The sequence below is a fragment of the Oceanobacillus salinisoli genome, assembly GCF_009733865.1.
Lineage (GTDB): Bacteria > Bacillota > Bacilli > Bacillales > Amphibacillaceae > Oceanobacillus > Oceanobacillus salinisoli.
In genome coordinates this window covers 85,744-105,225 of record NZ_WOFB01000014.1, presented here as the reverse complement: position 1 = coordinate 105,225, position 19,482 = coordinate 85,744, and the positions used below count along the sequence as shown (strand labels likewise).

Below are 19,482 nucleotides of genomic sequence, written 5' to 3'. Positions count from 1 at the left end.
TTTATTTTACAACATTACGAAAATATTATCTATAATGCTTGGGTTAAACCTCTATTTATTTCGATAATCTAATTCCAGCATAACAGGACAATGGTCACTGCCTAAAATATGAGAATGTACTTGTGAATCGGTTAACCAATCTTTTATCCGATCAGAAACGATAAAATAATCGATTCTCCAGCCAACATTTCGTTCACGAATCGTCTTCATATACGACCACCACGTATAAACGTCATCTTTATTCGGGTAAAAGTAACGGAGACTATCGATAAATCCGGAATCCAGGAGTCTGGTCATTTTGCCGCGTTCTTCTGTCGTAAACCCTGAATTACCATGATTGGTTTTATCGTTTTTTAAATCGATTTCTTTGTGAGCTACATTTAAATCTCCGCAATAGATCACGGGCTTTTTTTCATCAAGCTGTCTTAAATAGGCAAAGAGCTCGTCTTCCCATTGCAAACGATAAGCTAACCGCGTTAAATCTCTTTTTGCGTTTGGGGTATAAACATTAACTAAATAGAATTCGTCATACTCTAAAGTAATGATTCGGCCTTCTTCCTGATTTTCTTCTTCCCCGACTCCATAGGAAACAGACAGCGGTTTTTGCTTCGTAAAGATAGCTGTACCAGAATAGCCCTTTCTTTCTGCATAATTCCAATATTGATGGTATCCTTCAAGTTCTAGGTTTATTTGCCCTTCTTGTAATTTCGTTTCCTGAACACAAAATATATCTGCATCGATTTCATGAAAATAATCTAAAAATCCTTTTCGGACACATGCACGCAGTCCGTTTACATTCCAAGATACGAGTTTCATTGGTGGTTTATTCTCCTCTTCCTGTTCAATATATATTCTAGTACTAGTAGAATTAAGCTTCTCAAGATAAGCCAATTTTAACATAAATACTATAATCGTAGACATAACTCTGAACCGGTTAAATCAAGGATGATTAGGAAATCCTGAAAAATATTTTGAAATACGGTTGACATTTATAGTGTATGAATCATATAATACAACTCGAAGGTGTACTACATCCTTCATACATATTTTTTATTGAAAGTGTATGAAGTGACTCATACACTTTTTTTATACGCAAAGTGTATGATGGTTGTAATACGCGGAAACAACAGAGAAGAATATAGGAGCTGTTGCTATGAAAGTGACATTTAATAAACGGGATCCAGTATATGTGCAAGTCGTTCGGCACTTTAAAGAACAAATTGCAACTGGCCACTTTGAACCCGGACAGGAAATTCCATCACGAAGAGAATTGGCAACTCAATTAAAAATTAATCCAAATACAGCGCAGCGTGCGTATAAGGAAATGGAGGAAGCGGGTTTGATTTATACCGAGGGGAATAGTCCGAGTAAAATAACGAAGAATGAAAAAGTGATCGACAATGTGCGTGAAGAATTAATTTTGGAAGCTGTCAATAATTTTGTATCGGCTATTCGGCCAATTCATGTACCAATCGATGAAGTAGTAGGGTTAATCAAAGAGAAATACCATGATGATGAAGAAGGTTAGGGGGGAGATAGAATGATTGAAGTAAAGGATCTAGCTAAAAACTTTGGGCGTAAAAAGGTGCTGAAGGGGATTTCGTTTACGGCTGAAAAAGGGGAAATTACCTGTTTAATGGGTATTAATGGTGCAGGGAAAACTACGATTATGAATGCTATTATGAATCTTACTTCCTTTAAAAGTGGTGAAATATTAATAGATGGAGAGAAGTTAAATAAACATAGCTATGAAAAAATCACTTTTATTCCTGATGCGATAACGATGCTGCCACAAATGACCATTGGGGAAGCTTTACAATTTATGAAGGATTTCTATACAAGCTGGAATGAAATCCGGGCGAAGGAATTACTGGAATTCTTTCGATTAAAAGAAAATGAGAAAATCTCCAGCCTGTCAAAGGGGAATACTGCAAAGGTTAATCTATTACTGGGGCTCGCCTTAGATGTTGATTATTTACTCATGGATGAACCTTTCTCTGGGATTGATATTTTCAGCCGGGAACAAATTGCAAATGTATTCACGAGTCATTTAGTAGAAGACCGTGGTGTGATCATTACCACCCATGAAATTAATGATATTGAACATTTAATCGATAAAGCAGTCCTTCTTGATGATGGAATGGTGTTAAGGGAATTTAGTACAGAAGAAGTGCGTGAAAACGAAGGGAAGTCAGTTGTCGATGTAATGAGGGAGGTTTATCAGCGATGAAGAACTATTTAAAATTAGTTGATTTTGAATTAAAACGATTTATAAACATTTATTTCGTGTTAATCGGTTTAACTATCATTTCACAAATTACCGGAGTCATTCTGAAATCCAGAGATTATTTAGAACGGGCAAATGTCGCTATATATGAAAATTCACTGTCTTTAGAGCAATTTATATCACAAAATGGAAAATTAAGTATACATCAATTATTACAAACAGGCTGGTTTATGATTCCGATTGCTTTAAGTGCAGCTGCTTTAATTTTTTATTGTTTTTTAATTTGGTACAGGGACTGGTTTGGGAAAAATACGTTTATTTATCGTTTACTGATGCTGCCGACAGCAAGGTTAAACGTGTTTCTGGCAAAAGCAACTGCAATCTTTTTAATGGTATTAGGATTGGTAGGGATTCAACTTATTTTACTTCCAATTGAAAATACGATATTCAAATCAATCATACCTGTAGATTTGCGGATGGATATGCCCTTAAATGAGATCATCAATGGAGCTGGCTATGGATATCTTCAAATTCTTATTCCTAATAGTTTCGTTCAGTTTCTTATTAATTATGGAATCGGATTTATGATGGTATTTATATTGTTTACTTCTATTTTGTTTGAAAGAAGCTTTCGAATAAAAGGAATTATATTTGGTATTGTTTATTATTTTGTTGCCGTAACCGTATTTTTATTTCCGATTATGGCAGAGATTTATTGGGGATTTGGTTATTTATATCCAAGTGAGATTTTTGTATTAGAAATTATCTTAGGACTACTTATTACCGTTTTTTCTATTTGGCTGAGCAATTACCTTATCAATCAGAAGGTAACGGTTTAAGGGAGGGGGAAGAATGTTGCGATACTGGAAATTAATAGGTATTTTTACAATTATTATTTTAAGTGTAGGAACATATTATGTTCAAGCAGGTTTAGCAAGCAATAATTATCCGGATTTTTCCATACAAAAAATAAGCGGCGATGACAAAGCAGTAGAAGATTTAACATTAATCACCCGGTATGTCAGTAATAATCATAGCTATGGAGATTATTTAAAGATTACCAGGGAAGGCAGTGTTTATCAGAGCGAATTATCTTATATGGATCGACTCACGGGTCTATATATAGATTCTGAGATTAAAAGACTTCAGAAAGACTACCGCAATTTCATGCGCGGAAAAGGGGAGAGTATTCCCACCTTTTTTGAAAATGAAGAATGGCTAGTACATGTAGGGCCATTTGGGATTGATTATCATGAAACTTCCTTTGAAGTAGAGATGTTGGATAAGAATACGAAGGATGTCACAAGTTTTCAAGTCAACATACCTGATAAGAACTATCAGTATATGAATATACAGGATGTTCAAATGATTCAAGATGAGTTATCTATTGTTACACGTAATTTTTATTCAGGTGGTCCATCTCAATCAGATACAGAGGAATTTCATGTATATCGTGTAGATATAGGAAATCAGAAGATCATTAGTGATGATGTCATCTATTCGAATGAGGGAGACTACACTGGCAGCGAATGGACCCATTTGGGGGAAGTAAACAGTTATTCAAGTATTGGGCAGGAGGACTATTTTGTCTTTCGGTTAGATTATGTGGAACAAGATGATAGAGCTGATTCTTCCATGCATACAAGAACAGAATATATTGCTTACGAATATGCTGCCAATGAATTAGTGGAAATCGACCTTCCCGATAAATTAAAAGGGATTGAGAATATAGTACACGTAAATGGTTCGACTATATACTTTATCGAGACAAAGGAAGAGGAGTTACAAATAACAGCCTATCATATCGAAAATCAGGAACTAAATACAATAGACATACAAACAACAGAAGAAGTGTATGATATGAATTATTTCCCTATAGTGAAAAATGGAAACATGTATATTACGAATTTCGGTGATGAGGGAGCAAACGTATTGGTTATCGATACAGAAACGGAAGAGCTGCTTTATGAAGGAAAAGTAGAATCTACGGATCAGCAAAGCTTCAAGGATGGTTATTTAGATTTTAATCAAATAATCGTTGAATAATTTAAGGAAATGTAGCTGGCTTGATTATATGCCAGCCACATTTTCATATATCTTATCCAGTTTATCCTCCAATAGATCCATATGAACGATGCGTGCTTCCCGAATGAATTCCTTGCCCTCGACGAAAAGTAAAAGCACAGGTACTGTAAATATGTTAAAGCGCCCAGCAACCGCTTCTACTGCTTCTGTATTAATATGGCCTAATTGTATCTCTGGGTATTTTTCCAATAATGCTTGTACTTGTGGAAGGAGTCCGTGGCAGACACTGCAATTTGGTCGGGAAATATATAGAAAAGATAAGGTATTGTCTTGGATAAATTGTTCCACCATATCCATGTTGGTAAGTTCTTTAAAGCTTCTCATATGTTCACCTCATCAGAAATGTTCTTTATTTAGTATACCAGTCTACTGAATTTCTATAATAAGTGGAAGCTCAACAAAATTGTACATATATCTTAGGGGAGGCAAACTATACAAGTCCACTTAGATGGAATATATATATATTAAATCTAGACAAGAAATTGTTTAGATTGAGTTTTTCCTTCAATCCATGATTCGTTCTCTTTGGTGGAAAGCCGGTATACTGGCTTTCCTTTTTTTAGGTGAGCGTAGTGTATTTCCGTAGCGGTAATTATTACTCCAACAAGATGTAAAGTTAGACCTATTTTATATCAAGTCTGGAATAAAATTTTTCTGCAAAAAGAAAAGAATCTTTGGTGGGGCGGTAACTGCAGTCCCAGTTTTCTTAGAAAGGCTGTTTTCTAAAAGATTGTTGCATTTTAATGAAAGTCGTATTTTAAATAAACTTCCGGCCACTATCGCTTATAAAAGGGAGGGGAGCGCTCATAAATAAGAATTTCCGCTCATAAAAGGGAGAGGAGCGTTCATATATAAGACTTCCCGGTCCAGTAGTAGATTTGCTCCGACATTACTTAATGTTAGTCCAAAGTTTATATCTATTCATAACAACAAACTTTGCGAGAAGAGCTTTTAGAAAACAGCATTATGAAAAAAAGGCAATTGCTACAGCTCGGAGCAATTGCCTTTTGTGCGTTCATTAAAAAATCTGCTTTTCTTCCTGTTCTTCAATGCCTTTCATATATTTAATTCTATTTTGTTTGGAAGCGGCACTTACTTGTTCATCCGCATGGTAAGAGGAGCGAACTAGTGGGCCAGCCTCACAATGCTTAAATCCTTTTTGTAGTGCAATTTTTTTTAATTCTTCAAATTCATCAGGATGATAATAACGTTCCACATTTAAATGGCTTTTCGTTGGCTGTAAATATTGGCCAATCGTCATAATATCTACATCATGTGCGAGTAAATCATCCATTGCTTCAACAATTTCTTCTTTTGTTTCGCCCAATCCGACCATGATACTGGATTTTGTCGGTGTGTCAGGTGCAATCTCTTTTACGCGCTGCAATAATTGCAAGGAACGGTCATATTTGGCAATAGCACGTACCTTCTTCGTTAACCTGCGAACTGTCTCGATATTATGGTTGAAAATATCGGGTTTACTATCCATTAAAGTGTGAAGGCTTTCATAATCACCTTTCATATCGGAAGGAAGTATTTCAATGGTACAGCCAGGATTTTCCTTGCGAATGGCACGAACCGTTTCAGCAAAAACGGCAGCACCGCCATCATTTAGATCATCCCGTGCAACCGCTGTCACCACGACATGTTTTAAGCCCATAACTTTCGCGGACTCTGCTACCCGTTTTGGTTCTCCCCAATCGAGTTCATTTGGAAGACCTGTCTTAACCGCGCAGAATCTGCATCCACGTGTACATGTATCTCCTAAGATCATGAATGTGGCGGTTTGGCGTTCACTCCAGCATTCATGGATGTTAGGGCATCTTGCTTCTTCACAAACGGTGTTCAAACTTTTATCACGCATCAATTTCTTTAATCCAGTATACGATTTATTCGTATTTAGCTTAATTTTTAACCATTCTGGTTTGCGAACGTACTCTTCTTGTTTAGACACTTTGTATAGACTCCTTTGATCGATGATAATTCCATTCTTTTGAGCTATATTTCGTGTTTGCTAAGTGATGAACTTCTTCCCATTGCTGTTTAGTTAGTTCAAAAGGATGGAGTGTAATGTTTAATCCTTTTTTAAAACCTTGATAGAAAGCATCTTTCATCATGCTGAATGAGTGTGAATGATTCGTAAGTTGATCAATGGTGGTTGCTTTATTTTGAAAAGCATTCCGTTTTCGCTGTTTGATTTTCTCAGAAGGGAAACGGAATAAGTCATAAAGCATTTCGGTATTCATACTCATTGGAATCGATCCATGCTGCAGTAAGACACCTTTTTTTCTTGTTTGCGCATTACCTGATAATTTTTTTCCATCTACCATCATTTCGTAAAAAGCTGCCTTTTCAAAACAGACGGCAGTTCTTTCTTTTGCTTCACTTCTTTCCGGTGTTGCATAGTCAACGGTGATCCCTAGGTTTTTAAATCCTTCAAAAAGCCCTTTCGATAAAATATAGTAAGCTTCCCTGATAGAAGCGGGAATAGCTGGATGATCCTCAGAAACAACGATGCTGTAGGTTAACTCATTGTCATGAAGAACAGCGCTCCCTCCGGTTAAGCGGCGGACAAACTCACAGTTATAGTTATGTACCGCATCAAAATTGATAGATTTTTGAACCTTTTGAAATTGCCCAACAGATAAAGTGGGCGTTGACCAGCCATAAAAGCGCAATGTTGGTGGGATTTTCCCTTCACTATGCCAGTTTAATAGGGACTCATCCAACGCCATATTCACCGCCGCGCTTTGATGCCCACTGTCTAAAAAAAACCATTCTTCTTGCAAATAAACACCTCCTTGTTGTGAGCAGCCAAAATTAGTTGCATAAAAAAACCGCACTCAAATAAGGAGTGCAGTCGTTTGTATGCATCAATAAACATGACACATGAAACTATAATGACTGCACTTACCCACGCTAGTATTACCTATATCGGGTGCAAAGGGTTTAGACGGAAAGTCATTCTCAGCCATTAGGGCTCCCCCAGTGCTAATATATTACATATCAATCATATCAATTCTAAAAATTCAAGTAAAGACTTTTAATTTCTATTTTCTGGGAATAATGTTAAGTATTCACACTGACATGAATACTTCCTTCTATTAATTTCTTCACTTCATCGGATTTGCCGTTGTGAAACAGGTCAACGATTTTGCTTCCAACAATGACACCATCACAGTGTGTACTTAGTTCTTGTGCCTGTTCTGCGCTGGAAACACCAAATCCTGCCAGGACCGGGACTGAACTATGTTTTTTTAGGTTTTCCAAATAAGATTTTACGTCATCATGATGTGCTTTTCTTGCACCAGTTGTACCCATAACAGATACTGCATAAAGGAAACCTTCTGAACGACTGGCAATGTCAATCAATCTGTCTTCTGAACTAGTCATTGCAGCGAGGCGAATAAAAGCAATCTGATGATCTAATAAACTCCTATCCACCAATTTTTCTTCCTCCATCGGTAAGTCCGGGATAATGACACCATCTACACCAGATGCCGCACAGTCCTTGGCAAATTGCTCGACACCATACATATAAATCGGGTTAGTATAGGTCATCAGAATAATAGGGACCGTTCGTTCTTCCTTGGAAGACGCAAGGATTTCAAGCACGGCCTTTAGTGTTGTACCATTTTCCAGTGCGCGGATACCGGCAGCTTGAATGGTTGGACCATCAGCAACAGGATCAGAAAAAGGGATACCGAGTTCAATGGCCGATGCACCACTATCGGCTAAAAAGTTAATTCGTTCTTTTAATATGTCAAGGCCACCATCACCAGCCATGATATATGGTACAAATAAATGTTGATTAGCTGCTTGTTTTTCTTTTAATGATTGTTCTAATTTTTGCTTTCCCATGCTATTTGGCCCCCAATCTATTTTTCACTTGTTCTACGTCCTTATCTCCACGGCCGGAAAGGCAGATAACCAGTGTTTCGTCATCACGCATTTCTTTTGCCAGTTTGATAGCATATGCAATGGCATGAGCACTTTCCAATGCTGGAATGATTCCTTCTGTTTTGGATAAAAATTGAAATGCCTCCAGTGCCTCTTCATCTGTAATGGACGTGTATGTGACGCGATTCGTATCATGCAAATGACTATGTTCAGGACCAACCCCAGGGTAATCCAGGCCAGCTGATATTGAAAATGCCTCTTCAATTTGACCGTGCTCATCCTGTAATAAATGGGATAGTGTCCCATGGAGGATTCCTAATTTCCCTTTTGTTAACGTGGCAGCGTGCTGATCTGTATCGATACCTACTCCTGCTGCTTCCACACCATACAGCTCTACTTTTTCATCCTCGATAAACGGGTGGAACATGCCAATCGAGTTACTCCCGCCACCAACACAGGCAACAACGGCATCTGGAAGCTTTCCAGTCTGTTCGATGATTTGCTGTTTGGTTTCCTTTCCGATCACTGATTGAAGGTCTCGAACGATTTTAGGGAAAGGATGTGGTCCGACCGCAGACCCTAGGATATAGTGGGTGTCATTGACATGACTTACCCAATAGCGTAGTGCTTCATTTGTCGCATCTTTTAATGTTCCACTTCCCTGGGCGACACCACGGACTTCAGCGCCCAATAACTCCATACGAAATACATTCAGCTTTTGCCGGCGAATATCCTCTTCACCCATAAACACTACACAATCAAGTCCAAGCAGGGCGCAAACTGTAGCGGTTGCCACTCCATGCTGTCCAGCACCGGTTTCAGCAACAACTTTTTTCTTGCCCATACGTACAGTCAGAAGTGCCTGACCAATGGTGTTATTAATTTTATGTGCACCAGTATGGCTTAAATCTTCGCGTTTCAGGTAGACTTTGGCTCCGCCAAGCTGGTTTGTGAGCTGCTCCGCATAGTAAAGTGGTGTTTCACGTCCGACATATTGCTTTAAATAATAGTTTAGTTCTTCGGTAAATGATGGGTCGTTCATTGCTTCATCATATGCTTTTTCTAATTCAATTAAGGCAGGCATGAGCAGTTCCGGTACAAATTGTCCTCCGAATCTGCCGTATCGTCCTGCTTGATCAGGCATAGTGTAAGTTGTCAATGGACTCATCCTTTCTTAGTAAGTTTTGCTTGTTTAATAAATTGTTTTATTTTCTCCATATCTTTCACGCCATTTGTTTCCACACCGCTGGATACGTCGACACCAGCAGGTTTGGCAAGCTGGATCGCTTCATCTACATTATCTGGTCGTAATCCTCCTGCGAGAATAATTTTCCCGCGGCTAAGGGAAAGACGGTCGATTAACTCCCAATTAAATGTTTTTCCATTTCCACCACGGTATTTTCCTTTCGGGCTATCCAATAGATAGTAGTCACAAGGGTAAGCCTGAATCGCTGATAGATTTTCAAGATCCACGGCAAATGCTTTAATGATCTTATATGGGAGTTGTTCCGCAATGTCAGGTGTTTCATCACCATGTAATTGAATATAATCCAAACCGACGAGTTCCGCAGTTTCCTTCATTCTTTCCACTGTTTCATTAACGAACACGCCGACTTTCTGAACGGAATTCGGAATAGAAGCGGCAATCGTCGCTGCTTTCTCAGCAGTGATTTTTCGTTTACTGTCGGCAAAAACAAAGCCAATTAAATCGGTACCGTTTTTTACAGCCGCTTCTGCAGCTTCCTTCGTCTGGATTCCGCATATTTTAACTAGCATGTATTACATTCCTCCCTTCATAGGCAGAGTGACTTTTAATTCTTCAAAGGTTTCTTGTAGATTTGCAGCACGCATAAGTGTCTCTCCTACTAAAATGGCCTTTGCTCCAGCATCTTTTGCGCGTAGAACATCTGCTTTCGTTTTCATTCCGCTTTCACTGATTAAGATAGTATTAGGATTGGTTACCATAGATGCCAGGTTTTCGGTTGCTGCAATATCCACCTCAAATGTTTTTAAGTTACGGTTATTAATACCGATTATGTCCGGATTTAGTCTTAATGCCCGTTTCATCTCGTCTTCGTTATGAACTTCCACGAGTATCTCGAGATTTAACTTTCTTGCATAGTTATAAAGCATTTCTAAATCAGAATCTTCTAATGCGGCAACAATAAGTAAAATTATGTTTGCCCCAGCTGCTTTTGCACAATCAATTTGTACAGGGTCGATAATAAAATCTTTACATAGGATTGGAAGTTTGACTGCATTTCTGACGGCACGCAGATCATTCATGTTGCCATTAAAAAAGGTCTGATCCGTTAACACGGATATTGCTGATGCACCTAAGGCTTCATACTGTTTTGCTTGAGCAACTGGATCGACACTCATATCAATATCTCCTTTGGAAGGGGAGGAGCGTTTAATTTCGGAAATAATGTTCATGGAATGAGACGACTGAACCCTTTCATTAAAAGGGGTAATGGAGTCATTCTCTATATGATCAAACGTTTGATTTAATAATGCTTCTACTTCATTTACTTTTTCTGCCAAAATTTTGTCTAAAATAGTCATTTAATACACCCCACTTGGAATTTTTTTGCTATATTCAACAAGACGCTGCAATCTCTTGAGTGCTGCACCCGATTCAATGCTCTCCCGGGCTAGGTCAATTCCCTTCTGAATCGTCTCGGCTTTTCCATTCGTAAATATACCGAGTCCTGCATTTAACAGTACCGTATCATAGTAGGCACCTTTTTCTCCTTTTAGAACACTTAAGAGTATTTCAGCATTTTGCTTTGCATCTCCACCGCGGATATCCTCTTTTGTGTACGTTGGTAACCCAACTTTTTCGGGAGTAAGTGTCACCTCCGTTAATTTTCCTTCGTTCAAAACGATTAAATGATTCTCACCGGAAAGGGTAGCCTCATCCACGTTTCCAGCTCCAGTAATAACTACTGCCCGCCGTCTTCCTAATTTTTTTAAGGATTCTGCGAGCATTTGTAGTAAATCCCGGCTGTATACTCCAAGTAATTGCGAATCCAGTTCAACTGGGTTAGTTAATGGACCAATGACATTAAAAACCGTTCGGATACCAAGCTCTTTTCTTACTTTGGTGAAAGGCTTTAATGCGGCGTGTACATTTGGTGCAAACAGAAATGCGATGTTGTTTTCATGCAGCAATTCTTCTACATGGTCTTTGGACAAAGATAAGGAAACACCTAATTCTTCCAACACATCCGCACTTCCTGATTTACTCGTAATACTGCGGTTTCCATGTTTGGCGACAGTTATTCCCGCCCCTGCCAGAACAAATGCAGAAGTAGTACTAACATTAAAGCTATAGGATTTATCACCACCGGTACCACAATTATCGATTGCATCGGGTATAGGTGTGGTGTTAAAAGTTGATCTTGAACGAATAACATCTACAATTCCAGCAACTTCCTCAGCAGTTTCTCCTTTACCTTGTAAAGCTGTCAGCATTGCGGCTATTTCCGAATCTGTTGCAGCTTCTGAGAGGCAGTATTCCGTTGCGTTTTTCATTTCTTCCAGCGTTAAATCTTCACGATTAATCAATTTTTCAAGATAGGTTTTCATTTAACAATCTCCTCTCCGATTTCTTCTAAAAAGTTGTGAATCATATGCTTTCCTGATACGGTGCCAATGGACTCAGGGTGGAACTGTACTCCATAGACCGGATATTCTTTATGTTTGAACGCCATCATTTCATCATCGTTGATGGAGTCAGCTATGATTTCCAAATCACTTGGGATATTTTCCACAACATAAGAATGGTATCGCATGACTTCCAGTGGATTTGGCAAGTACCGGAAAATTCCTTTCCCATTATGTGTAATCAATGATGTTTTTCCGTGCTTAATTTCCTTTGCCTGTCTAAGTGACCCGCCAAGTGCTTCAGCGATGGCCTGATGCCCTAGACATATTCCGAATATCGGTATTTTTTTATAGAAATGCTGTATCATCTCTATGCAAATCCCTGCCTGTTGTGGTAACCCGGGGCCAGGGGAGATAAGGATGGCATCCGGATTCAGCTGTTCAATGGCATGGATGGTAATGACGTCATTTCGAACTACTTTGACATCGACTCCTTCTTCGGAAAAGTACTGGTACAGGTTATAGGTGAAGGAATCGTAATTATCAATTAACAAAATCATATTTATTTACCTCCATTAACGATCTGGCTTTGTTTAATGTCTCCTTGTATTCCATTTCGGGACTGGAGTCGAATACGATTCCTGCACCGGCCTGTAAGTATGCTTTATTGTCTTTTACGACGAGTGACCGAATGGCTAGGGCAATATTGATGTCATGGTTAAAGTTAATAAAGCCAATCCCGCCAGCATATGCCCCACGTTTCTTTTCTTCTAATTCATTAATGATTTGCATTGCACGAATTTTTGGTGCTCCAGAAACGGTTCCTGCCGGCAAACAGGAAATCAGTGCATCGATGCTAGAGTAATTGGAGTGCAATCTTCCTTTTACTTCAGAAACAATATGCATGACATGCTGGTATTTTTCGATGTTCATGTAAGTTGGGATGGTTATACTACCAACTTCACATACACGGCCAAGGTCGTTTCGGCTTAAGTCCACTAACATTCGATGTTCGGCAATTTCCTTCTCATCCTCAAGGAGTTCTTTCATTAATTGCTCATCTTCCTCTGGTGTTTTTCCTCTTGCTCTGGTGCCGGCAATCGGATTAGTGATAATCTCTCTGCCTTGAGTTTGCACAAGGCTTTCAGGAGAAGCCCCCAGTAGCAGGTGATCCTCAAAATCAATATAAAACATATAAGGAGAAGGGTTGGCTTCCCGAAGCTTTTGATAGAAAATAAATGGGTCACCTTCCATCTTTGCAGCCATTCGCTGGGATAGGACTACTTGGAATATGTCTCCTTTTTGAATGTACTCTTTTGCGCTTTTCACCTTTTCCATGAATGCTTCTTTCGTTATTTGCGGTTCAAACTCAATCGTGCTGTTTTGAAATTCCTCTGTATTGTATTCTGTAAATAACATGTTTTTTAAATGAGCAATGTTTTCATTCAATTCCTTTTCAGAAGTTTGATTCGTATGGACAGCAATGACATAGATTTCCTGATTACTGTGGTCATATACGATAATGTCCTTGTAAACCATAAAGTGAATGTCCGGCATGTTTAGTTCATCCGGCAATACTTCACCGATGTCCTCAAATTGGCGAATCACATCATAACCGACATATCCAATCGCTCCACCATAAAAGGGAAGGGGAATATCGATATCTATTTTTGGAAGATGATTTTTGATAAACGTCAGTGCATTTTCTGAGAGTGTTTCTTTACTGCCTATTTCGTGATCCAGTTTGGTTGTCGTATCAGAATGGCCGATAATCTCCATGTACGGATTTGCTCCGATAAATGAGTATTTTCCTTTTTTATCATGCGGAAATGTACTTTCAAGCAGAAATTTTTTATGTCCGGTTAATTTTCTGTAGATATCAATAGGTGTTAAGGAATTTGCATGTAACTTTGTGTACTTGTAAGGGGGGACTGGCATTTCACTCATTCCTTTCGTAAATAAAAGTGTTCTTACAATAAAAAAAGTCCTCAATAAACACAGTGTTTGTGCTTATTGAGGACGATTGCATGTCGCGGTGCCACCTCATTTGAAAAGAAGTTGTTTTCTTTTCCTCTCGTTCGGATACGGGATTTATTTTATAGCTTTTTAACATGTTAAAAGGTTGAAAAATCCGATATCCTATCCGTATAACGTCGGAAATACGTGTTTCCCTACTAATTAGTTCAGAAAACCTCTCATAAGTCCATTCAGCAAGGTTCGCGTACTGGAATTCCACCAACACCAGCTCTCTGTAACGCTAAAAACGTTGCTTACTACTCTTACTCAGTGATTTAATTTATTTGTTTTTTAAATACAAAAAGGCCCCTCATCCGTAAAGGACGAGGGACCGCGGTACCACCTTTATTAGCTAAAACAGCTCAACTTTAGCAATATAAAGCAAATTTGCTTTATATCTGTCTCAGGTAACGATGAGACCAGTTCGCCAAAGCCTACTGCATCATTATGGTTCGGTTTGGAAGCTCAGAAGCCCATTCATCTATTTGATCACACTGGTTCACACCAACCACCAGCTCTCTTCAGAGTCAAATTAGAATACTCTTCTTCATCATTGCTTTAATTAATTGAATTATTGATAATTATCTTAGAATAATTAGAAATAAATGTCAAGGGGATTTAAAAAATATTTCTAAATATTTGATTTAGGATTTGGATTTATACTTAAATAAATTGTGCGAAATTGTATCCTTTCCTAATGTTAAAACAAACGTTTGTATTAATCAAACTGATACCATATATCCACAAGCTAAGCGGCGGTTTTATAAGGTTAAATCTCATTTATACACATTACCCACAAATTTTCATGTGTTTATCCACATTAATCTGTGAATAAAAATAGGGTTCATATCTCGACTTTAATTTCTTATTAACAATTTTAGGGTTTTTGTGGATAACTTAGTTAGAATTTGAGTTATTAACAGGTCGTGTTGAAAAGGACCTAAAAGTTTGAATTATCGTGGCAGGCTTCCACAGGACGTGGCAGTTTTAGTAGTGGTTCCTCTACCATACATGAGCAACGGAACGAAATGTTAGAAAAACTCCATTCGCTCGTTCTTTAGCGGATGGGTAGTTTTTCTTATACTTTCCTAACGTGAAAAAAAGCCTGGAATAATCCAGGCTCTGTTATCTGTTTAAATCACTAAAATTGCTAAATTTCTCGTCTATTGAAATTCGATTTTGCTTTTCTGGCTTTTCTTGAAAATAGCCAAGATGAATGAACCCGGCGATTTTTTCATTGTCAGCAACTTTTAGGATTTCTTTTACTTTTGGATCGTAAATATGTGGATTTGTCTTCCAAACCACACCGAGCTGCTTTTCCCAAGCAAGTAACCAAAAGTTTTGAATCATGGATGCGGTTGCTCCAAAGTTTTCATCCCATTGTTTTTGCTTATCTGGTTCCTCCATGACAACAACGAGAATGGCATTTGGCTCGTTCAGGTAGTTCTCACGGTTTTGCTGGAGTTCCTTTGGATAAGTTGCAGCGACTTTTTTGGCGAACTCAGGCAATTCCTCTGCCCCTATAAAAATAAACCTCCATGGCTGACGCATTCCATGGGTTGGTGCCCAAATTGCTGTATCTAACAGGTCGCGAATAAGGTCTGCTGTCACTTCTTTATCTGTATAGCCCTTCTTTACTGCACGACGTTCACGTATGAGGTTTTCTAAATAATTTTCCTGTCCCATTTCCTTCCCCCCTAAACTCATTTGAAATGATAATCATTATCATTTGATTTTACTCAATAACGTCATGAAAAGCAAATTTCCATTCTATTGGAAAGGTGTTGTCAAGTATGGAGACCTTCTATATAAACATAAGAATATTCTAGGAGAATCTAAATTATGACGCTATCCCACATATGAACAATTCTACTAACCTTATGAAATAGAAGTTCTGTATGTCATGATATTGTTAAAAAATATCTGTATCCAAGTGATAATGATCACAACCTTTTATCCATGTAATGGGTGTAAAATAAGGATAGATTGGGGGAACAGATATGACATTTTATGAATTTCTCGTATTCATCCATATATTTTCTGCGATATTAGGAATGGGTCCAGGTTTAGTGATGACGTTTGTTGTAACAAACGTAAAACCTACCAATATGACGGAGTTAAAACATGCTTTTAAAATTCGAAACTCCCTTCACATTTTAACGATGGTAGGAGGGAGTCTACTGCTAATAACTGGGATATGGATGGGGTTTTTAAACACATATTGGTTTACTCAAGGGTGGTATATTACGAGTCTTATTTTATTTTTAATCGCATTAGCATTTGGTCCACTGCTTCTTAAACCAAGGTCCAAGCCAATAAAAAGATTATTTGAGGTGTATAATGGAGAAGATATACCGGGAGAATATGATACCTTATCCAAAAAACTGTTTCACATCGAGCATATGGAAAATATTATTTTTCTCATAATTATAGCGTTAATGATCTTGAAACCTTTTTAGATAGAGCAGACTCTGACATCTCTGCTTTCATATTCATTTTCAGGGATAAAATGATAGAATAGAAGAATAAGAGCCTGAGGGGTAAGAAGTATATGAAAAAAGTGGTCAAAGAATATCGAAATACATGCAAATATTAATCAGGTTTGGAAGTTATTTGACGGTACACTTGAAGACATGCAAAAGATTATGCCAGATGTAATAAAGAACAAACCGGTAAAAGTAACGGAACATCGCGTTGGTACGATTTACAGGCAAACATACCAAGAGGGGAAAAGGGTACAGACATATGATGTTGAGGTCAAAAACTACGTTAATCTTCCAAACGAAAAAGAATTAAAAACGGCATTTACGATCTCGAATATGTTTGAAATTGCTACAACCTATCAATTAAAAAAGATGGAAAAAGATACAACATACTTCAATTATATAACAACAAATTATCCGCTTAAATGGTATGTAAAGCCTTTTTTGAACGTTAGGAAAGTATAAAATTTTAGCACGAAGAGGATTCGACGTAGTTAAAATTTTAATGTACCAAGTATAAGAAAAACTAACGCATTCCTAAAGGACGAGCGAATCCGAGTTTTTCTAATTTTTTGCTTCTGATAAAGTAGTTCTTCAATTTGTTAAACGCGTCAAGCAGGTTGCGGAGAACGAATGAAAAAATCCTGCTCACTGGAACAGGATTTTTTTATTACTCATAAAGGAGATATTCTTCTAACGTGATGTCATTCTCCGTAATTTCTTTTGCGGCTTTTTCACCAACATAACGGAGGTGCCATGGTTCATATTGGTATTTGGTGATATCCTCTTTTCCTTCAGGATAACGAATGATAAAACCATAGTCTGCTGCGTTCTCCAGGATCCACTGTCCTTCATCGGTTTCTCCGAATTCAACGACCAATTTAAATCTAACTTCAGGACTGGTTATGTCCATCGATAGGCCAGACTGATGTTCGCTTTCTCCAGGTCGAGCACTAAATTTATTTGCTTCTTCTTCCCCATTGGCACTTACATTTGCAGCGAAAATAGCCTCCTGTCTATCAAAGGAACGATATCCGGATTGGGCATATAATTCGAGGCCTGCTTCATCTGCTGCTTGAAACATTTCTTCTAACGCTATTGCAGCTACTTCCCGCATTTGTTTTTTAGGTAGTTCATCTGTAAATGGAAACTGTACATTAGGAATCACTAAGTCCTCTGGTTCATAGTTATCAGGTAAGGCGTATTCTTTATTAATGAGGGCCAGCTGATCGTAAGGATTGGCTAAAATATCGGCGCCGGAATTAGTAGATACCGTTTCCTCTGTAAAAGGCAAGCCTAAACCAGGTTCCACCATTTCATTATCTTCTATATATTGTTCTAAAACGGCTTTTGTTTCTTCATCATAAATTCCAATTGCCATTAAATCCTCATGCTGTAATTGAAAATCTGTCACTGCCCATGTAGTTAATTCATCATAGATTCCATTTATAGTAATGTCATAACCAATTTGATGGAAGGCATGCTGCAGCATTTCCACCTCTTCACTTTGATCCTTCTTTTGAAGTTCGGTTTCTGGAGCAGTAATTTCTGGTTGAGAATTGTTACCTGAATTTGGTGTTTTTTCAGGTGAATCCGTTGCTTCTTGCTCATTTGGTTCATGGTTTTCCTCATTTTCATTTATATCCATATAGGGTGAACATGCAGAAATAAAAAGCATGAAAAAGATAGAGAGCACCATAGCTGTTATACGTTTTATGAACATCATTTTTACTCCTTACATGGTAATTTCCTTTACATATATGCTTTGTAAATTTTAAATAGAAGATTCATATTTAATCATTTTCTCATAGATGGTTCACTTCAACAATAGGTGGTTTTTAGAAAGATATGAACGTTAATCCTATTGCTTTCAAAATCGGGATGCATGCTTTATAGAACATTGAACATATTTTTTTCATATTCTTTATTAGGAAAAAAGGGGGATATGAAAATGGGAGAGTCGGCCGTTCAGCTTGGACAAAAGAAGTATTCCTTGATTACGTTCCTACTGTTTTGTTGTGCATTGTTTGTCGTATCCAGTGTGTACGTGGCAACCCCTTTAATGGGCGTATTTTCATCTGCGTTTCAAGTAAATCAGAGTATGGCGGCATGGACTTCAAGTATCTTTTCGATATGTTACGGAATCGGATTTTTACTTTTTGGACCGTTATCTGACCGATATGGTCGTAAACAAATGATTGTCTTCGGATTGATTGTACTAACTGTAATAACCATCCTTATTGGCTTTGCTGCTAATTTCTATGCGTTAGTTTTTTTGCGTGGATTACAGGGCTTTTTTGCTGCAACATTTGCCCCGTCTGCGTTAGCCTATGTTTTTGAGGTGTTTCCTAAAGATAAGGTAGCTACAGCAATCGGGTTTATTAGTTTTGGGTTTGTGGCTTCTGGAATCTTTGGTCAAGTTGCCTCCGATTCCATTTATCAATCCTTTGACTGGAACGCTGTATTTCTGTTTTTTGGATGTTTATATTTTGCCAGTATGGTTGCAGTTTTCATCGTTTTGCCGGGTAAAGGAGAGAAAAGCAAAACGAATGTAAAGGAATATCTTTTAAGGATAAAAGAAATCTTTACAGAGAAGAATCTAGTTTTATGTTATGTAATTACTATGATGCTGTTATTAACGTTTATTGGGATGTATTCAGTAATTGGGGATTACTTAGGCAGAGCACCGTTTCTTCTGTCTGATGAGCAAATACTGGGGATAAGAGCATTGGGGATTATTGGTATGTTTTTATCACCGGTTGCAGGATTATTGATTAAGCGATATGGGGTGCTTCGTATTCTAAAGCTGGGGCTGACAATTAGTGTTATCGGATTAGTTGTACTTGGCTTTACTTCGAATCTTGTACTGCTTATTATCATGAGTATTTGTTATGTAGCTGGTATTTCTATTACATTTCCATCTATTATGCTGCTGGTTGGAAAATTGGGAGGGAAATACCGTGCCATCGCTTCTTCCTTCTACACTTTTATTTTATTTATCGGAGCAACGCTTGGGCCAATCATTGCTCTAAGGATAATGGAATGGGGAAGTTTTATGATAACAATAGAAGTACTTGCCTTATTGCTTGGGATAGGTTTAACTGCATCATTCTTCATTCGGCTAAAAGGAAAAAGCCAGATTCAGGCATGATGAATCTGACT

20 protein-coding genes, 1 riboswitch and 2 other annotated features are annotated in these 19,482 nt (G+C 37.9%); of the genes, 7 read left to right on the top strand and 13 right to left on the bottom strand.

Annotation, left to right across the window (positions count from 1 at the left end):
- Window positions 1-51: 51 nt before the first annotated feature.
- Window positions 52-816: an exodeoxyribonuclease III gene (locus GMJ66_RS10705; RefSeq protein WP_156290310.1), complete on the bottom strand. Its 765-nt coding sequence runs from the start codon at window positions 814-816 to the stop codon at window positions 52-54.
- 337 nt (window positions 817-1,153) lie between these two features.
- On the opposite strand from GMJ66_RS10705, the gene GMJ66_RS10700 reads away from it, so the two are divergent.
- Genes GMJ66_RS10700 through GMJ66_RS10685 form a run of 4 tightly spaced genes read left to right on the top strand, consistent with a single transcriptional unit; the run spans window position 1,154 to window position 4,273 of the window.
- Entirely contained in the window at window positions 1,154-1,528 is a 375-nt protein-coding gene (locus tag GMJ66_RS10700; protein ID WP_156290309.1) for a GntR family transcriptional regulator, read from the top strand.
- Window positions 1,529-1,540: 12 nt separating this feature from the next.
- Entirely contained in the window at window positions 1,541-2,230 is a 690-nt protein-coding gene (locus GMJ66_RS10695; protein WP_156290308.1) for an ABC transporter ATP-binding protein, read from the top strand.
- Window positions 2,227-3,066 (top strand): hypothetical protein, encoded by an 840-nt coding sequence (locus GMJ66_RS10690; protein ID WP_156290307.1) that lies wholly within the window; start codon window positions 2,227-2,229, stop codon window positions 3,064-3,066. Before GMJ66_RS10695 ends, GMJ66_RS10690 begins: the two co-directional genes overlap by 4 nt.
- Before the next feature lie 13 nt (window positions 3,067-3,079).
- The gene (locus GMJ66_RS10685) at window positions 3,080-4,273 is read left to right on the top strand and encodes a hypothetical protein (protein WP_156290306.1); all 1,194 of its coding nucleotides are present in this window, start codon (window positions 3,080-3,082) and stop codon (window positions 4,271-4,273) included.
- A 24-nt stretch (window positions 4,274-4,297) separates the two neighbouring features.
- Here the strand turns inward: GMJ66_RS10685 and GMJ66_RS10680 are convergent, their stop codons facing one another.
- From GMJ66_RS10680 to GMJ66_RS10630, 11 genes are all read right to left on the bottom strand, one after another.
- Window positions 4,298-4,636, bottom strand: coding sequence for a thioredoxin family protein (locus GMJ66_RS10680; RefSeq protein ID WP_156290305.1), 339 nt, complete (start codon window positions 4,634-4,636; stop codon window positions 4,298-4,300).
- Window positions 4,637-5,330: 694 nt separating this feature from the next.
- Window positions 5,331-6,266, bottom strand: coding sequence for a lipoyl synthase (gene lipA / locus GMJ66_RS10675; protein WP_156290304.1), 936 nt, complete (start codon window positions 6,264-6,266; stop codon window positions 5,331-5,333).
- Window positions 6,259-7,047, bottom strand: coding sequence for a lipoate--protein ligase family protein (locus GMJ66_RS10670; RefSeq protein WP_156290388.1), 789 nt, complete (start codon window positions 7,045-7,047; stop codon window positions 6,259-6,261). Before GMJ66_RS10670 ends, lipA begins: the two co-directional genes overlap by 8 nt.
- A gap of 159 nt (window positions 7,048-7,206) precedes the next feature.
- Window positions 7,207-7,309: riboswitch (TPP riboswitch) on the bottom strand.
- Between the two features lie 72 nt (window positions 7,310-7,381).
- Window positions 7,382-8,173, bottom strand: a complete 792-nt coding sequence (gene trpA / locus GMJ66_RS10665) for a tryptophan synthase subunit alpha (protein ID WP_156290303.1) — start codon at window positions 8,171-8,173, stop codon at window positions 7,382-7,384.
- 1 nt (window position 8,174) lies between these two features.
- On the bottom strand, window positions 8,175-9,371 hold the full coding sequence (gene trpB, locus GMJ66_RS10660; RefSeq protein ID WP_156290302.1) for a tryptophan synthase subunit beta: 1,197 nt from the start codon (window positions 9,369-9,371) through the stop codon (window positions 8,175-8,177).
- A 5-nt stretch (window positions 9,372-9,376) separates the two neighbouring features.
- Window positions 9,377-9,988: a phosphoribosylanthranilate isomerase gene (locus tag GMJ66_RS10655; protein WP_156290301.1), complete on the bottom strand. Its 612-nt coding sequence runs from the start codon at window positions 9,986-9,988 to the stop codon at window positions 9,377-9,379.
- Between the two features lie 3 nt (window positions 9,989-9,991).
- Window positions 9,992-10,777, bottom strand: coding sequence for an indole-3-glycerol phosphate synthase TrpC (gene trpC / locus GMJ66_RS10650; protein WP_156290300.1), 786 nt, complete (start codon window positions 10,775-10,777; stop codon window positions 9,992-9,994).
- Window positions 10,778-11,803 carry an anthranilate phosphoribosyltransferase gene (trpD, locus tag GMJ66_RS10645; RefSeq protein ID WP_156290299.1) on the bottom strand — a complete coding sequence of 342 codons (1,026 nt, stop codon included), beginning with the start codon at window positions 11,801-11,803 and terminating at the stop codon, window positions 10,778-10,780. It lies immediately after the preceding gene.
- Window positions 11,800-12,381, bottom strand: a complete 582-nt coding sequence (locus GMJ66_RS10640; RefSeq protein ID WP_156290298.1) for an anthranilate synthase component II — start codon at window positions 12,379-12,381, stop codon at window positions 11,800-11,802. The genes trpD and GMJ66_RS10640 overlap by 4 nt, the downstream gene beginning before the upstream one ends.
- On the bottom strand, window positions 12,365-13,759 hold the full coding sequence (trpE, locus tag GMJ66_RS10635) for an anthranilate synthase component I (protein WP_231514895.1): 1,395 nt from the start codon (window positions 13,757-13,759) through the stop codon (window positions 12,365-12,367). The genes GMJ66_RS10640 and trpE overlap by 17 nt, the downstream gene beginning before the upstream one ends.
- Before the next feature lie 74 nt (window positions 13,760-13,833).
- Window positions 13,834-14,117, bottom strand: a binding site (T-box leader).
- 36 nt (window positions 14,118-14,153) lie between these two features.
- Window positions 14,154-14,400, bottom strand: a binding site (T-box leader).
- Between the two features lie 562 nt (window positions 14,401-14,962).
- Entirely contained in the window at window positions 14,963-15,523 is a 561-nt protein-coding gene (locus tag GMJ66_RS10630) for a nitroreductase family protein (RefSeq protein WP_156290296.1), read from the bottom strand.
- Between the two features lie 314 nt (window positions 15,524-15,837).
- Between GMJ66_RS10630 and GMJ66_RS10625 the strand changes: the two genes are divergently transcribed.
- A complete protein-coding gene (locus GMJ66_RS10625; protein WP_156290295.1) occupies window positions 15,838-16,296 on the top strand; it encodes a DUF2269 family protein in 459 nt (152 codons plus the stop codon).
- 174 nt (window positions 16,297-16,470) lie between these two features.
- Window positions 16,471-16,785 (top strand): SRPBCC family protein, encoded by a 315-nt coding sequence (locus GMJ66_RS10620; RefSeq protein ID WP_156290294.1) that lies wholly within the window; start codon window positions 16,471-16,473, stop codon window positions 16,783-16,785.
- Window positions 16,786-16,990: 205 nt separating this feature from the next.
- Here GMJ66_RS10620 and GMJ66_RS10615 read toward each other — a convergent pair whose 3' ends face one another.
- Window positions 16,991-18,043, bottom strand: coding sequence for a D-alanyl-D-alanine carboxypeptidase family protein (locus GMJ66_RS10615; RefSeq protein ID WP_231514894.1), 1,053 nt, complete (start codon window positions 18,041-18,043; stop codon window positions 16,991-16,993).
- Window positions 18,044-18,271: 228 nt separating this feature from the next.
- Between GMJ66_RS10615 and GMJ66_RS10610 the strand changes: the two genes are divergently transcribed.
- Window positions 18,272-19,471, top strand: coding sequence for an MFS transporter (locus GMJ66_RS10610; protein WP_156290293.1), 1,200 nt, complete (start codon window positions 18,272-18,274; stop codon window positions 19,469-19,471).
- Window positions 19,472-19,482: the final 11 nt, after the last annotated feature.

Excerpts from the sequence above, each read along its gene's own strand:
- GMJ66_RS10705 (WP_156290310.1), bottom strand. The coding sequence starts at position 816 with ATGAAACTCGTATCTTGGAATGTAAACGGACTGCGTGCATGTGTCCGA.
- GMJ66_RS10700 (WP_156290309.1), top strand. The coding sequence starts at position 1,154 with ATGAAAGTGACATTTAATAAACGGGATCCAGTATATGTGCAAGTCGTT.
- GMJ66_RS10695 (WP_156290308.1), top strand. The coding sequence starts at position 1,541 with ATGATTGAAGTAAAGGATCTAGCTAAAAACTTTGGGCGTAAAAAGGTG.
- GMJ66_RS10690 (WP_156290307.1), top strand. The coding sequence starts at position 2,227 with ATGAAGAACTATTTAAAATTAGTTGATTTTGAATTAAAACGATTTATA.
- GMJ66_RS10685 (WP_156290306.1), top strand. The coding sequence starts at position 3,080 with ATGTTGCGATACTGGAAATTAATAGGTATTTTTACAATTATTATTTTA.
- GMJ66_RS10680 (WP_156290305.1), bottom strand. The coding sequence starts at position 4,636 with ATGAGAAGCTTTAAAGAACTTACCAACATGGATATGGTGGAACAATTT.
- GMJ66_RS10670 (WP_156290388.1), bottom strand. The coding sequence starts at position 7,047 with ATGGCGTTGGATGAGTCCCTATTAAACTGGCATAGTGAAGGGAAAATC.
- trpA (WP_156290303.1), bottom strand. The coding sequence starts at position 8,173 with ATGGGAAAGCAAAAATTAGAACAATCATTAAAAGAAAAACAAGCAGCT.
- GMJ66_RS10655 (WP_156290301.1), bottom strand. The coding sequence starts at position 9,988 with ATGCTAGTTAAAATATGCGGAATCCAGACGAAGGAAGCTGCAGAAGCG.
- trpC (WP_156290300.1), bottom strand. The coding sequence starts at position 10,777 with ATGACTATTTTAGACAAAATTTTGGCAGAAAAAGTAAATGAAGTAGAA.
- trpD (WP_156290299.1), bottom strand. The coding sequence starts at position 11,803 with ATGAAAACCTATCTTGAAAAATTGATTAATCGTGAAGATTTAACGCTG.
- GMJ66_RS10640 (WP_156290298.1), bottom strand. The coding sequence starts at position 12,381 with ATGATTTTGTTAATTGATAATTACGATTCCTTCACCTATAACCTGTAC.
- trpE (WP_231514895.1), bottom strand. The coding sequence starts at position 13,759 with ATGCCAGTCCCCCCTTACAAGTACACAAAGTTACATGCAAATTCCTTA.
- GMJ66_RS10630 (WP_156290296.1), bottom strand. The coding sequence starts at position 15,523 with ATGGGACAGGAAAATTATTTAGAAAACCTCATACGTGAACGTCGTGCA.
- GMJ66_RS10625 (WP_156290295.1), top strand. The coding sequence starts at position 15,838 with ATGACATTTTATGAATTTCTCGTATTCATCCATATATTTTCTGCGATA.
- GMJ66_RS10620 (WP_156290294.1), top strand. The coding sequence starts at position 16,471 with ATGCAAAAGATTATGCCAGATGTAATAAAGAACAAACCGGTAAAAGTA.
- GMJ66_RS10615 (WP_231514894.1), bottom strand. The coding sequence starts at position 18,043 with ATGTTCATAAAACGTATAACAGCTATGGTGCTCTCTATCTTTTTCATG.
- GMJ66_RS10610 (WP_156290293.1), top strand. The coding sequence starts at position 18,272 with ATGGGAGAGTCGGCCGTTCAGCTTGGACAAAAGAAGTATTCCTTGATT.